At 72.4% G+C, this 13,571-nt stretch carries 10 protein-coding genes; 8 read left to right on the top strand and 2 right to left on the bottom strand.

Features of this window, described 5'->3' with window-relative positions:
• The first annotated feature begins 68 nt into the window (after positions 1-68).
• From STRTU_RS23490 to STRTU_RS23480, 3 genes are all read left to right on the top strand, one after another.
• A complete protein-coding gene (locus STRTU_RS23490) occupies positions 69-1,574 on the top strand; it encodes an MFS transporter (protein ID WP_218039313.1) in 1,506 nt (501 codons plus the stop codon).
• 417 nt (positions 1,575-1,991) lie between these two features.
• Positions 1,992-3,278 carry a 6-phospho-beta-glucosidase gene (locus STRTU_RS23485; protein WP_159747176.1) on the top strand — a complete coding sequence of 429 codons (1,287 nt, stop codon included), beginning with the start codon at positions 1,992-1,994 and terminating at the stop codon, positions 3,276-3,278.
• On the top strand, positions 3,269-4,249 hold the full coding sequence (locus STRTU_RS23480) for an N-acetylglucosamine kinase (RefSeq protein ID WP_159745888.1): 981 nt from the start codon (positions 3,269-3,271) through the stop codon (positions 4,247-4,249). The genes STRTU_RS23485 and STRTU_RS23480 overlap by 10 nt, the downstream gene beginning before the upstream one ends.
• Positions 4,250-4,266: 17 nt before the next feature.
• Here STRTU_RS23480 and STRTU_RS23475 read toward each other — a convergent pair whose 3' ends face one another.
• A complete protein-coding gene (locus tag STRTU_RS23475; protein WP_159745886.1) occupies positions 4,267-5,865 on the bottom strand; it encodes a helix-turn-helix domain-containing protein in 1,599 nt (532 codons plus the stop codon).
• Positions 5,866-5,989: 124 nt separating this feature from the next.
• On the opposite strand from STRTU_RS23475, the gene STRTU_RS23470 reads away from it, so the two are divergent.
• Positions 5,990-6,211: a hypothetical protein gene (locus STRTU_RS23470; protein WP_159745884.1), complete on the top strand. Its 222-nt coding sequence runs from the start codon at positions 5,990-5,992 to the stop codon at positions 6,209-6,211.
• A 10-nt stretch (positions 6,212-6,221) separates the two neighbouring features.
• Here STRTU_RS23470 and STRTU_RS23465 read toward each other — a convergent pair whose 3' ends face one another.
• Positions 6,222-6,572: a hypothetical protein gene (locus STRTU_RS23465; protein ID WP_159745882.1), complete on the bottom strand. Its 351-nt coding sequence runs from the start codon at positions 6,570-6,572 to the stop codon at positions 6,222-6,224.
• A 459-nt stretch (positions 6,573-7,031) separates the two neighbouring features.
• Here STRTU_RS23465 and STRTU_RS23460 point away from each other — a divergent pair, with 459 nt between their 5' ends.
• The 4 genes from STRTU_RS23460 to STRTU_RS23445 all read left to right on the top strand — a co-directional run bounded on the left by STRTU_RS23460 (position 7,032) and on the right by STRTU_RS23445 (position 13,571).
• The gene (locus tag STRTU_RS23460; RefSeq protein WP_159745880.1) at positions 7,032-8,402 is read left to right on the top strand and encodes a hypothetical protein; all 1,371 of its coding nucleotides are present in this window, start codon (positions 7,032-7,034) and stop codon (positions 8,400-8,402) included.
• Between the two features lie 20 nt (positions 8,403-8,422).
• A complete protein-coding gene (locus tag STRTU_RS23455; protein ID WP_246241121.1) occupies positions 8,423-9,445 on the top strand; it encodes a glutamate ABC transporter substrate-binding protein in 1,023 nt (340 codons plus the stop codon).
• A gap of 146 nt (positions 9,446-9,591) precedes the next feature.
• On the top strand, positions 9,592-10,944 hold the full coding sequence (locus tag STRTU_RS23450) for a coiled-coil domain-containing protein (RefSeq protein WP_159745878.1): 1,353 nt from the start codon (positions 9,592-9,594) through the stop codon (positions 10,942-10,944).
• Complete coding sequence (locus STRTU_RS23445) at positions 10,941-13,571, top strand: serine/threonine-protein kinase (RefSeq protein WP_159745876.1); 2,631 nt, start codon at positions 10,941-10,943, stop codon at positions 13,569-13,571. The genes STRTU_RS23450 and STRTU_RS23445 overlap by 4 nt, the downstream gene beginning before the upstream one ends.

Raw genomic sequence — 13,571 nt, 5'->3', positions numbered from 1 at the left:
GGAGGGGTACCGAGGCACATCAAAGACCGTACTTGTGGCAGGAGTTGAGCGCCGCACACAGTAGCGGAGTGCTGACGGAGACAGAACAGAAGACCCCTCACCGATGGGCGGTGCTGGGCGTGTTGTGCGCCGGCCTGCTCATGGTCGGGATGGACCTGACGGTGCTGCATGTGGCGGTGCCGACGATCAGCCGGGAGCTCTTGCCGAGCGGATCCGCGCTCCTCTGGATCGTCGACAGCTATGCGCTCACCGTGGCCGCCGGGCTGATCGCCTTCGGGACGCTCGGGGACCGGTTCGGGCGCAAGCGGATGCTGACGGCCGGATTCGTGGTGTTCGGGCTCGCGTCGGCGGGTGCGGCCCTGTCGGTCACCCCGGGGCAGTTGATCGCCGCTCGGGCGGTACTCGGGGTCGGCGGAGCGATGCTCATGGCGAGCACGCCCGCCCTCATCAGGGCCGTGTTCCCCGACGACCGGGAACGGTCGGTGGCGATCGGTCTGTGGACCGCGGCGAACAGCGTGGGAGTGTCCGTGGGGCCGCTCCTGGGCGGGCTGCTGATCGAGCACTTCTGGTGGGGTGCGGTGTTCCTGGTCAATGTGCCGATCGTGGTGCTCGCCGTGGTCGGCTGCGCCCTGCTGGTGCCCGAGTCCCGCCACGCACGGCATGACCGGTGGGACGCGGTCAGCGCCGGGCTGTCGGCCGTGGGGCTCGGCACCGTCGTGTACGCCTTCCAGCAGCTGGGCGAGCGCGACGGCTCCCGGCCGGTGGTCTGGGCCACCGGGCTCCTCGGCATGACGCTCCTGATCGGCTTCGTCGTCCGGCAGCGTCGTATCCGCCACCCGCTGCTGGACATCGCACAGTTCGCCGACCGCCGCTTCTCCCTCTCCGCCCTGTGCATCCTGGGGTGCTACGGCGCGTACACCGCACTGCTCTTCCTGCTCACCCAGCGCTTCCAACTCCTCGGAGGATATTCGCCGCTGGGCGCCGGTCTGGCTCTGGTGCCGCTGGCGCTGGCCAACGCCGCCGGCGCGGCCGGGGCGCCGCGCTTCGCCGCGCGGTGGGGACACCGGCGGGGCCTCTCCGGCGGCCTGGTGCTGTGCGCGCTGGCACTGGCCGCGTGCACGCTGTTCGGCGCCGCGAACTACGTCGCACTGGTGGCCGCGGGGCTCGGTTCCGGAACGGTCATGACACTGGGCTCGGATGCGATTCTGGGCGCGGCGGCACCCGAGCGGGCGGGAGAGGCCGGAGCGGTCCAGGAAACCGCCTTCTCTCTCGGGGCGGGGCTCGGCGTCGCCGTCCTGGGAACCGTGCTGTCGCTGGTCTACCGCTCCGACTTCGCCCCGGTGCCCGGCGCCTCGGCGCAGCAGTGGAACACCGCACGCGGCTCGCTCGGTGCCGCGACCGAAGTGGCCGCACGGGCCGGGGGACGGGTCGGCGACGCGCTGCGGGGCGCTGCCGAGCGCGCCTTCGACACCGGCTTCGCGGTGGCGACCGCGAGCGCCGCCGTCGTCCTCGCCTTGTTGGGCGTTCTGGCCTGGAAGGGCTTGCCCGAATCCGGCCGCGGCGGGCACCACTGATGTCCGTACAGGCGCTGCAGATGCGCGCGGTGCAGAACACCTGGAGGGGAAGGACCCCCGCGTCCAAGACCTGATCGGCCGGGCTACCGAGGACAACGGCGGGCCGTACCGGCCCCCACCATCGCCCCGGGCCCACAACCGCCGACTGCGCAGGAGAACCCGCGACACCTCGCGGCTTCCGCCACTATGAAGGAGTCCGCCATGCCGCTCGTACGGAGACGCATCCGGCGTCCCGAGGCGCGGGGGTTCTGCACCGCTGAGTCTTCGTGACGCCGGCCGGCGCCGCACAGCTCGTTCCGAAGCCTTCGCCGAAGGCGCCACGCTCACCGGAGTGAAGGGCTGATCTGTATGACGCCTCCCCAGGAAATGCCTTCTCAGGAAATGCCTTCTCCCCAGGTACGCACCCCGCACCCCCGGATCAAGCTCGCCGTGGTCGGCGGCGGATCCACCTATACCCCCGAACTCATCGACGGCTTCGCGCGGTTGCGTGACCAGCTGCCGCTGGCGGAACTCGTCCTCATCGACCCGGACACCGAGCGGCTTGAGCTGGTGGGCGCGCTGGCCCGGCGTATCTTCGCCAAGCAGGGGCATCCGGGCCGGATCTCCTGGACCGGCGACCTGGACGCCGGTATCGACGGCGCCCAGGCCGTCCTGCTGCAACTGCGCATCGGCGGCCAGGCCGCCCGCCACCAGGACGAGACCTGGCCGCTGGAGTGCGGCTGCGTCGGCCAGGAGACCACTGGCGCCGGCGGGCTCGCCAAGGCGCTGCGCACCGTCCCCGTCGTCCTCGACATCGCCGAACGGGTCCGCCGCCGCAACCCCGCGGCCTGGATCGTCGACTTCACCAACCCCGTCGGCATCGTCACCCGGGCGCTGCTCCACCACGGCCACCGGGCCGTCGGACTGTGCAACGTCGCCATCGGCTTCCAGCGCACCTTCGCCGCCCTGCTGGACGTCGACCCCGGCCAGGTCGAGCTGGAACACATCGGCCTCAACCACCTCACCTGGGAGCGGTCCGTACGCGTCGCCGGCCAGGACGTCCTCCCCGAGCTGCTGACGGCACACGGCGACGCCCTCGCCGACAGGCTGCGCATGCCCCGCACCCTCCTCGACCACCTCGGCGCCATCCCCTCCTACTATCTGCGCTACTACTACCAACACGACGCGGTCGTACGGGAGTTGCGCGACCAGCCCTCCCGCGCCGCGGAGGTCGCCGCCATCGAGCGGCAGCTGCTCACCCTGTACGGCGATCCGGCGCTCGACGAGAAGCCGGAACTGCTCTCCCGGCGCGGCGGCGCCTACTACTCGGAGGCCGCCGTGGCGCTGACCTCCTCGCTGCTGGGCGACACCGGCGACACCCAGATCGTCAACACCCGCAACAACGGCACCCTCCCCTTCCTCCCCGACGACGCGGTGATCGAGGTCCCCGCAACCGTGGACGCGACGGGCGCCGCGCCGCTCCCCGTACGCCCCCTCGAACCCCATTACGCCGGACTGATCGCCCATGTCACCGCCTACGAACAACTCGCCCTCGATGCGGCCCTGCTGGGCAGCAACGGCCGGAAAACCGGCGGCCGGGCCGAGGGACGCCGGGCCGTCTTCTCCGCCCTCCTCGCCCACCCCCTCATCAGCCAGCTCGACCACGCGGAACGGCTCACCGACGAGCTGATCGCGCACAACCGGGAGCATCTGACATGGGCCTGACCGGCACGGCACTCGCCGTCGACGCGGGCAACAGCAAGACCGATGTGGCGCTGGTGGCCACGGACGGCAGCGTGCTCGCGACGGCCCGGGGCGGCGGCTTCCGGCCGCCGACGGTGGGCACCGAACGGGCGGTCGACGTGCTGGCTCCGCTGGTGCGCACGGTCCTGGCGCAGGCCGGACGGGCCGCCCCCGTCGACCATCTCTCCGCCTTCCTCGCCAACGCCGACCTCCCCGTCGAGGAGGCGCGGCTGACCGCCGGGATCGCGGACCGGGGGTGGGCGCGCACGGTGTCCGTCCGCAATGACACCTTCGCCCTGCTGCGGGCCGGACTGCCGGACCACGGCGAGCCGGTGGGCGTCGCCGTGGTCTGCGGGGCCGGCATCAACTGCGTCGGCCTCGGGCCCGACGGCGCCACCGCGCGCTTCCCTGCCATCGGCCGGATCTCCGGTGACTGGGGCGGCGGTGCGCACCTCGCCGAGGAGGCACTGTGGCACGCGGCCCGCGCCGAGGACGGCCGCGGCGCACCCACCGAACTGTCCCGCGCCCTGCCCGCCCACTTCGGCCTGACCACCATGCGCGAACTGATCGAAGCGCTCCATCTGCACCACCTCCCCACCCACCGCCGTCACGAACTCCCCCCACTCCTCTTCACGGTCGCCGCCTCCGGCGACGAGATCGCCCGCACCCTCATCACCCGCCAGGCAGAAGAAATCGCCCTCCTGGCCCACCTCACCCTGAAACGCCTCAACCTCCTCACCACCCCCACCCCCGTCCTCCTCGGCGGCGGCGTCCTGACCGCCCGCGCCCCCCTCCTCCACGATCACCTCACCCAACTCCTCGCAGAACACGCCCCCAAGGCAGTCCCCCAGGTGGTCACCGCCCCACCGGTCCTGGGCGCGGCCCTTGATGCGTTGGACCGAGCGGGGGCGGAGGCGGGGGCTTATGAGCGGGTTCGGGGGTGGTGGGGGTAGGGGGACGGGCCGACTGGTCAGTGGTGTCGTCGGCGGACGTATCGGCGCAGTTCCGTGCTGGTGACGCTCTCGCCCGAAGGGTCATCGGCAAGGAGAAGATCCAGGGCCTTGCGCGACTCCAGCTCATCCAGGAACTGGTCGAGCAGCCGGAGATCGTCGCCTCCGCCGCGATGCAAGCTCTCGGCAAACCTACCGGCTATTCGACTGCCCGCCTCGGCCACAAGCACGAACAAGGCTCCACAGGTGTGGGCGTCAAGTAGTTGGACGCCCACATGAAATGCCGACAAGCCGGAGCGGGAGTGCCGCCATCTATACAGATACAGCTCTTGGAGGATGCCCCTCGCCATAAGCGGCACTCCCACCTCGTCCATCCGCACGGCGACGGCGAAGGGGAAGCCCGGGTCCCGGCTCAAGTGTGCCGCCACCGCGCGCACCGTCGCGCCGAGACGCAAGGGCGGGTTCACGCCTGTGGTGGCTTTTGTCAGTAGGGCAATTGCCTCCGACACACCGGTGACCTGACGCACCGCCGCGGCCAACAGTCGGTCGCCGAGCCGAGCAGCGGGACCATCGATCTTCTTCAATTCCTCATAGAAGCGATCAGCATTGCGCTCGGTCATGCGCGAAGCGGCGGCCACCACCCACGCATCGATGTTAAGGCCCCGATAAAGTCCATCCAGCTGGGGAACGAACCGGATGACATCCTCGACCGGGCGAAGGCGGCAGACGTCGGCCGCGAACACATTCAGCTTCTCCTCGCCCCCGTTCTCCAGCAGCCACTTCATGATCTCGACGACCTCGTCGAGCGACCGCGCCCAGGCAGCCTCCGTGAGATCTCTTGTGGCCTCCGGGAAGTTCTCTTCCTCCCACATCCGCAACAGCTGACCTTTGAGGGCTTCCAGTGGAATCTCCCCGGCCGCCCCGGCGGGCCGGCTCTCCGACAGCTCCTTCTCCAGGCACAGCACCCGCTCCCGCAGATCGGAACTGTGCTGCACGGCTTCGGCACGCATTCGCTCGGCCTCCCGAACGTCCTCCTTCAGACGCTCGATCTCCCGCAGCAGCGCTTCCCGCGAGGAGGAGAGGGACTCACGTTCCCTGCGCAGCTCGATCTGCTCGCGTGAGACGGTGGCACGCTCGGCGCTCCAGTCCAGTCGCAGCCGGGTCAGGTCGTCGGCGGCGTCACGGGCCTCCGCCTCCTTCTGCTCCAACAGCTGGTGCAGTGCCTCGACATTGCGGCGGGCGCGCTCGGTGTCCCGCCGCGACCTGGCCAGCTCCGCCCGCAGGGACTCAAGCGCGTACTCCGCCGGATCGCAGACCCGCAGCGCCGCCAGCCACTGCTGATGGACGGCCTCTTTCGCCTCCAGCTGGAGCGGCACGCCGCGGTCCTCCTCGACCTCGGAGACCAGTCGCTTGATGAACTCCTGGGTGGGCAGCCGCGCGCCGCTCAGGTAGCGGGAGACCGCGGACTTGTCGAGGCCGATCCTGCGGGCGTACTGGTTCTGGCTGATGCCCAGGGTGTTGAACAGCTCCTTCAACACGTTGCCGAGCGACGCAACTTCGGCTATCTCGCCGCGCTCGATCTGCGACGACTTCCCGGAATGACGGGCCACGGTGGTCACGACGCTCCCCTGATGTGTTGACTCGGCATTGGCAACGCGTTGCGCCTTTCGCAACGTATCTGAACGGCCGGAGAGTTACGGCGTCACCGACCGATCGAGGAATCCGGAAGGAACCCGTCTCCCCATGCGTCCACGGCTGAACAGCCTGCTCGCCCAGGCGCGCTGGGCACAGCGCGTCTTCGTCATCGCGTTCGCCCTGCTGCCCGTGCTCATCGTGACCCTGGCCTCCGTACCGGCCCTGATCATCCTTCCGTTCCTGCGGTCACGCAGTGCCCACGCGCTGACGATGACCCGGCAGCTGGCCGCCTGGACTCGGGCGCTTCTGATCTCCAGCCGGGAACGGTGACGGCTTCCCCTCACCCCACCCGCACGCTGTCCCCCCTCCATGTCTCTGCGCGCTCGCCGGGGGCGAGGACGAGGTCCCGTTGGGTCCCGCGCGCGGGCGGGACTGGCGGTGGATCGTGATGGTCGCGGCCGTAGTCGTGGTCGCGCTCTGTGACGACGGTGATGTAGTGGTCGGTCTCGTTGATGATCAGGGTGGCGGAGCCGTCCAGGTGGTGGGTGAGGGGGTAGGTGCCGTGGGGGTCGATGTACGTCGTGCCGCCGATGGTGAGGAAGCCTTTGGCCGGTGGGGGGTTGGGCGAGGTGGGGGCGTTGTTGGTCGGGGTGGTGGGGAGGGGGCGGAGGAGGTGTTTCAGTCGGCGCATGGTGGGGCCTCCGGTTCGGCGGGCGCGGGTGAGCGCGTGCCGGTTGCTGGGACGAGGATCAACCTTCGTCACTCAGCGTAGTCGGAGGTGGGCGAGCAGGGCATCGGCGCGTGGGAGTGAAGTGGGGGGCGCGGGGAGGGCGTGCGCGCGCGGTCCCCCGGCGTCAGTCGTCCCCCCGGCGTCAGTCATCCACCGGGCGGCGAGGGCGGCTCCGCGGCGGGCCAGGGCGGCTTCGATGCCCGCGAGTTGGGCGTCCGTACGGTGGGTGGCGGCCTGGCGGGGCGCGGGGGCGCGGCGGGCCCGGTCGTGGATCGCGATCCGAACAAGATCAGGGCATTCGCGGTGTGTCTGTCAGTGGCTGCGGACATACTGCTGCCCATGCACCGGTCCTTTTCGTGAGCGCTCCCGGGCGCTGTGCGCGGGGCCGGGCACACCGTCAGCGCCCCAGGGGGAGGTTCCGTGTCGACCAGCAGCGTGTCACCGCCCGCGGTGCGCCGGACGGCCTGGGCCGAGGGGCTGGACGAGCTGCGTGCCGCGGCGACGACCGAGCCGGGCCGGCTGCGGGTGATCGGTGCCGTACTGGCGCTGCTGGTGGTGCTGTTCGGCGCGGTGACGGCCTGGCAGGTGTCGAACCGGGCGGCGGCCGCGGACGATGTGGTGGAGCACAGCCAGCCACTGACCGCGGACGCGGCGAACCTCTACCGTTCGCTGGCGGATGCCGACACGACCGCCGCGGCGGGTTTTCTGGCCGGTGGCGAGGAGAGCCGGGCGACGCGTGAGCGGTATACGGCCGATATCGCGACGGCGTCCGCGCTGCTGGTCAAGGCGTCGGCGAACAGCGCCGGTTCGGACGGGGCGGGCGCGCAGATCACGAAGCTCAACGGCGGGCTGCCGCGCTATACGGGGCTGGTGGAGACGGCGCGGGCCAACAACCGGCAGGGGCTGCCGCTCGGGGGCGCGTATCTGCGCTATGCGCATGAGCGGATGCGGACGGAACTCCTCCCGGCCGCACGGGCGTTGTATGACGCGGAGACGGAGCGGCTGGCCGCGGACTATGCCACGGCCAAGGCGTGGCCGTGGTGGGCCCTGGCGGCCGGGGTGGTGGCGCTCGGCGCGCTGGGGTGGGCGCAGCGGCGGAACTACCGGCGGACCCACCGGGTCTTCAACCGGGGCCTGTTGGCTGCGACGGCCGCGTGTCTGGTGTTGCTGGGGTGGCTGGTGGCAGGGCATACGGTGGCGCGGGGCGGCCTGACCGGGTCGTATGAGCACGGTGCGCGGTCGTTGCGGGTGCTCAACGAGGCCCGGATCGCCGCGCTGCGGGCGCGCGGGGACGAGAATCTGACACTGGTGGCGCGGGGTGCGGTGCTGACCGGCGGGCAGCAGGATTTCTACGAGGCCGGTTTCCGCTCGGGGATGACGGAGCTGGCAGGGGCGGGGGACCAGGGTGCGGCGGCGGCGCGGAGCAGGCTGGGGGCGGCGCTGGCACTGGCGGACGACGAGGCGGGGCGGGCTCCGGTGCGGGCGGCGCTGACGCAGGTCCGGGAGTGGCAGGCGCGGCATGCCGAGGCGCGGGCGGCGGACGACGGGGGTGACTTCGACCGGGCGCTGGCCACGGTGATCGGCGCCAAGGGGTCCACCGGCGAGTCCTTCGACCGGGTGGCCGCCGGGCTCCAGCGGGCGCTGGTCCATGAGCAGGGGGAGTTCCGGTCGGCGGCGGACGGGGGGCGTGCGGCGCTGGACGGGCTGCCGGTGGGCGCCGGGGTGCTGGCGGGACTGGGTGCGCTGGGCGCGGTGCTGGGGATCGGGCGCAGGCTGGCGGAGTACCGGTGAGGGAGCCGGGTGAGGGGGACATGAGGATGCGCGCGCGAGGACTGAGGAATCTGCGTGCCGTCCTGGCGCCGCTCGCGGCGGGGATGGGTGTGATGGCGACGGCCGCGGCGGTGCTGGTGCCGGCGCTGGGCGGGGCCGCCGGGGAGCACGGGCCCGGACGTCCCGGTGGTGCGGCCGGGCCGGCCGTGACGCACCGGGCGTACGGGCCGGGGGCCGCTCCGGCCACCGCGAAGTGCACGGCCCGGAACGCCGCGGAGAGTCTGCGGCCGTCGTCCAAGGACGGGCCGGCGGTGTCGCGGATCAAGGAGAAGGGCCAGTTGGTCGTGGGGGTCGACCAGAACACCTACCGGTGGGGGTACCGCGACCCGGTGACCGGCGAACTGGCGGGCTTCGACATCGATCTGGCGCAGGCGGTCGCCGAGGACATCCTGGGGCCGCACCCCAAGGTGGTCTTCAAGGCGGTGCCGACCAGCCAGCGGATACCGGCGCTGCAGAAGCGCACGGTCGACATCGTGGTGCGGACGATGACGATCAACTGTGCGCGCAAGGAACAGGTCGCGTTCTCCACGGCGTACTTCCAGGCGGGGCAGCAGGTGCTGGCCCCGAAGGCGTCGAAGATCACGGCGTTCGACGATTCGCTGCGGGGCAAGCGGGTGTGCACGGCGGCGGGTTCGACGGGCGAGAGCGAGCTGTCGGCGCGGCGGCACGGGGCGAAGGTGCTGACGGTGCCCAATCAGCTGGACTGTCTGGTGCGGCTCCAGCTGGGGGAGGCGGATGCGGTGGTCACGGACAGCGCGCTGGCCGCGGCCCAGGCGGCGCAGGATCCGGCGGTGGAGCTGAAGGGCCGCCCGTTCACGGACGAGCCGTACGGCGTGGCGATGAACAAGGGCGACACGGATCTGGTCCGGCGGGTCAACAAGGTCCTGGACGACTACCGGGGCGACGGGGGCGCGGACAGCCCCTGGATGCGGGCGTACCGCACCTGGCTGCAGGCCGATCTGCCAGGCATATCGGGGCCGCCGTCGCCGGAGTACAGCGACTGATCGCCCCAAGGAGCGGTGTGCGGCCGATCGCCCCATGGAGCGGCCGGATGAGGTCACTATGGAGGAGGCGACGGGAGGAGCAGACCGCAGCGGCCACGGGGCCGCCGCAACCGCCGTGCATCGTACGCGTATTGGAGAGGTGATCGATGGGGGTCCCTGGACCCTTCCCCGGTTCTCCGGGGAGGCCCGATGCCCCGGCGCCGGACCGGGAGGAGGTGGACCGCGCTCTGGAGCGGCTCGGTGCCGAGTACGAAGCGATCGAGACCTCGCTGCTCGCGTTGCAGGATCACGCGGGCCGCCGCCTGCTGGAGGGCGCCGAACTGTCCGGCACCACCAAGGAACGCTGGGCCGAAGCGGAGCGGTCGATCACGGTGCTGTGGTCGCTGTTCGACGCGTACACGGCCGCCCTGGAGTCGGCGCGTGAGCTGCGGGAGCGGCGCCGCTGGCCGTCCGCGGACGATCTGGCGGAGCTGACGGAGCTGCTGAACGGCGAGGGGGTGACGGTCCCGGCCACCGACGCGGACGCGGAGACGGCGGGTGGCGGTCCCAAGGGCGGTGATCCGGAGGGCGGCCCGGCCCGGCCGGGCGAGCGGTTCAGCCTGGAGGGCCTCGTCGCGCGGATCAACGGGCTGTACGCCCGCTCCCTGGACGTCATCGTGGCCGCGGACTCGGTCTGGTCGGCGCTGCCGGCCCGGATAGATCTGCTGTCGGCCGAGTTGCAGCGGACGCGTTCGCTGGCCCATTCGGTGGGGGTGCGCCCCGGGGAGCATCCGGCGGGGGACGATCTGGAGCGGATCACGGAGGAGCTGTCGCGGCTGCGCGCGCGGGTGATCGCCGATCCGCTGGCGTTCTGGGTGTCGTCGTCGACGGGCAGTTCGGCGCCCGGCGGCGGGCGGCCGGACACCGGGCGCTACGACCGTGCGGCCCGTGCCCTGGAGGACATCCGGCGGGAGGTGGCGGCAGTCCTGGACGTACGGCAGGACGCGGAGCGGCGGCTGATGCAGCTGCGGGACGTGCTGTCGCGGGCGGACCGGACGCTGACCGAGGCGCGGCAGGCCCGGGGCGAGGTGCTGGCGAAGATCGCCGCGTCGGAGGTGCCCGCGGTCAGCGGCCCGTCGACGGCGCTGCACGAGCAGTTGGCGGCGGCGGCCGACTACCGCAGACGGGCGCAGTGGCACCGGCTCTCACCGCTGCTGGACAGCCTGGAGGAGCGGGCGGAGGACGAACTCCACCGGGCCCGCGAATCGTTGACCGCGGTGACCGCCCCGCTCGCGGTGCGCGCCGAGCTGCGGGGCCGGCTGGACGCGTACCGGGCGAAGGCCGCGCGCCATGGTGTGGCGGAGGATCCGCTGCTGACGGAGCGGTATGACATCGCGCGCCGGATGCTGTGGAGCGCACCGTGTGATCTGCGGGCGGCCGAACAGGCGGTGTGGCGGTATCAGCAGGCGGCGGCGGAGGCGTTGGTACCACTACAGCGGGAGGGGCGGGAGGAGTCGTGACGGAGCGGGCCGGCGAGCGCTGCCAGCGGCGGGACTGCGCGGGCGGTTACGAGGATGTCGGCGGCGGTGAGCGGTACTGCGATCTGTGCGGTCTGGCGCCGGTGGTCTCGCCGGGCGGCCTGCTGTCCGCGACGCCGACGGGCCTGACCAGCCGGGCGTCGGCGGGCGGCACGGCCGCGCGGGAGGCGGCCGGGGCGCTGCTGACGGTCCCCTCCCCCGCGCCCGCCCCGGACGGCGGCGCGCCGTCCGGCCCCGGTTCCGGAGGCAGCGCGCCGTCGGCCGACTCGTCGACGGCGCGGCGGTCGGTGTCCGGTCGGCGGTCGGTCTCCGGGCGGCTGTCGCACACGGGCTCCGGCGGCGGCCGGACGCTCGGGGTCTCGGCGGTGTCGGGGCCCGGCTCCGGCAGCGGGGCGTCCTCCGGGCCGTCGCGCGGGCGGCTGGGCGCGGGGCTGGTGGCCGTGCCGGAGGTGCCGAGGCCCGATCCGCGGACGGCGGTGCTGGCGGATCCGGAGGTCCCGGAGCGCAAGCGGTTCTGCAGCCGGGCGGACTGCGGGGCGCCGGTGGGCCGGAGCCGCGGGGAGGAGCCGGGCCGTACGGAAGGGTTCTGCGCCAAGTGCGGCCACCCGTACAGCTTCGTTCCCAAACTGCGGCCCGGTGATGTGGTGCACGACCAGTACGAGGTCGTGGGCTGTCTGGCGCACGGCGGGCTCGGCTGGATCTATCTGGCGACGGATCACGCGGTCGCCGACCGCTGGGTGGTGCTCAAGGGGCTGCTGGACACCGGTGACGCGGAGGCGCTGGCGGTGGCGGTGTCCGAGCGGCGCTTCCTCGCCGAGATCGAGCACGCCAACATCGTGCGGATCTACAACTTCGTGGAGCATCTCGACCGGGCGACGGGCAGCCGCGACGGCTACATCGTCATGGAGTACGTCGGCGGCAAGTCGCTCAAGGACCTCGCCAACGACCGGCGCACCCCACAGGGCAGGCGCGATCCACTGCCCGTGGAGCAGGCCTGCGCGTACGGTATCGAGGCGCTGGAGGCGCTCGGCCATCTGCACAGCCGGGGCTTCCTGTACTGCGACTTCAAGGTCGACAACGCCATCCAGCAGCACGATCAGCTCAAGCTGATCGACCTGGGCGCGGTGCGCAGGATGGACGACCAGGTGAGCCCGATCTACGGCACGATCGGCTATCAGGCGCCCGAGATCGCCGCGCTGGGCCCGTCGGTCTCCTCCGACCTCTACACCGTCGCGCGCACCCTCGCCGTCCTCACCTTCGATTTCCAGGGCTATACGAACATCTTCGCGGACTCGCTGCCCGATCCGGACAACATCGAGGTGTTCCGCAGCTACGAGTCCTTCTACCGGCTGCTGGTGCGCGCCACGGACCCCGACCGGGCGCGCCGGTTCGCCTCCGCGGCGGAGATGGCCGAGCAGCTGACGGGGGTCCTGCGGGAAGTGGTGGCGCTCCAGTCCGGCGAGCCGTGCCCCGCGCCGTCCACCCTGTTCGGGCCGGAACTCCGGGTGACCGATACGGAGTTGATGCCCGCGTCGGAGGGTGACAGTTCGCGACTGGGGGCGCGCGGCGCGACCCCGGCCCGTGCGCCGGAACCGTCCTCGGGCGGTCCGCCGCTGCGCCCCCTGGACGTCGCCGGTGCCGCCCTGGCGCTGCCGCTGCCGCGGGTCGATCCGGGCGACGCCAACGCCGGGCTGCTGGCCGGGCTGCCGGCCGCCGCGCCCGCCGAGCTCCTGGGTGCGCTGCGCGCCGCACCCGCCGACTCCCTGGAGCTGCGGCTGCGGGAGCTGCGCGCCCGTCTGGAGACGGGGGACACGGGGGCGGCACAGGAGGTGCTGGAGACGATCGCGGCCGAGTCCGCCGGACCGTGGCCCGCAGCGGGCCGGGGCGGGGCGGAACCCGCCGCGTGGGGCGCGGACTGGCGGGTGGTGTGGCACCGCGGCCTGGTGGCGTTGACGGCCGACGACCGCGAGAGCGCCGCGCTGGCCTTCGACGCGGTCTACGACGCCTTCCCCGGCGAACCGGCCCCCAAGCTGGCGCTGGGCCTCTGCGCGGAGCTGCTGGGCCAGTGGGACAACGCGCTGGAGTACTACCGCCTGGTGTGGGCGACCGACCGCGGCTATGTCAGCGCCGCGTTCGGGCTGGCCCGGGTGCGGCTGGCTACGGGCGACCGGAGCGGCGCGGTGGCGGCACTGGAGTCCGTACCGCAGTCGTCCATCCACTACATCGCGGCGCGGATCGCGGCGGTCCGCGCCCGGCTGCGGGAGCGGCCGCCCCGCGACCCGCTGCTGGCGGATCTGCGGGCCGCCGCCGAACAGGTCGAGGCGCTCGCGGACTTCGGTCTGGACACCGAGCGCCGGGAACAACTCACCACCGAGGTTCTGGGCAGCGCCCTGGACTGGGTACTCTCCGGTAGCCACGGTGCCGGGCCGGACGTCGCGGCGACCGCCTCCGAGCGGCCGTCGCTGCTCGGCAGCCCGCTGGAGGAGCGCGGTCTGCGCTTCGGCCTGGAGCGGTCGTACCGTCTGCTGGCGCGGCTGGCACAGCGTGGTGAGAAAAGGATCGAACTGGTGGAACGGGCCAACCGCTTCCGCCCCAGGACGTGGGTGTGA

The sequence above is a fragment of the Streptomyces tubercidicus genome, assembly GCF_027497495.1.
Classification (GTDB): Bacteria; Actinomycetota; Actinomycetes; order Streptomycetales; family Streptomycetaceae; genus Streptomyces; species Streptomyces tubercidicus.
The sequence above is the reverse complement of the archived record's forward strand: the minus strand, read 5'-3'. Positions and strand labels throughout refer to the sequence as shown.

Bases quoted from the DNA above. Each gene is read 5' to 3' on its own strand.
- STRTU_RS23480 (WP_159745888.1), top strand. From the start codon at position 3,269: ATGGGCCTGACCGGCACGGCACTCGCCGTCGACGCGGGCAACAGCAAG.
- STRTU_RS23470 (WP_159745884.1), top strand. From the start codon at position 5,990: ATGCGTCCACGGCTGAACAGCCTGCTCGCCCAGGCGCGCTGGGCACAG.
- STRTU_RS23465 (WP_159745882.1), bottom strand. From the start codon at position 6,572: ATGCGCCGACTGAAACACCTCCTCCGCCCCCTCCCCACCACCCCGACC.
- STRTU_RS23455 (WP_246241121.1), top strand. From the start codon at position 8,423: ATGAGGATGCGCGCGCGAGGACTGAGGAATCTGCGTGCCGTCCTGGCG.
- STRTU_RS23450 (WP_159745878.1), top strand. From the start codon at position 9,592: ATGGGGGTCCCTGGACCCTTCCCCGGTTCTCCGGGGAGGCCCGATGCC.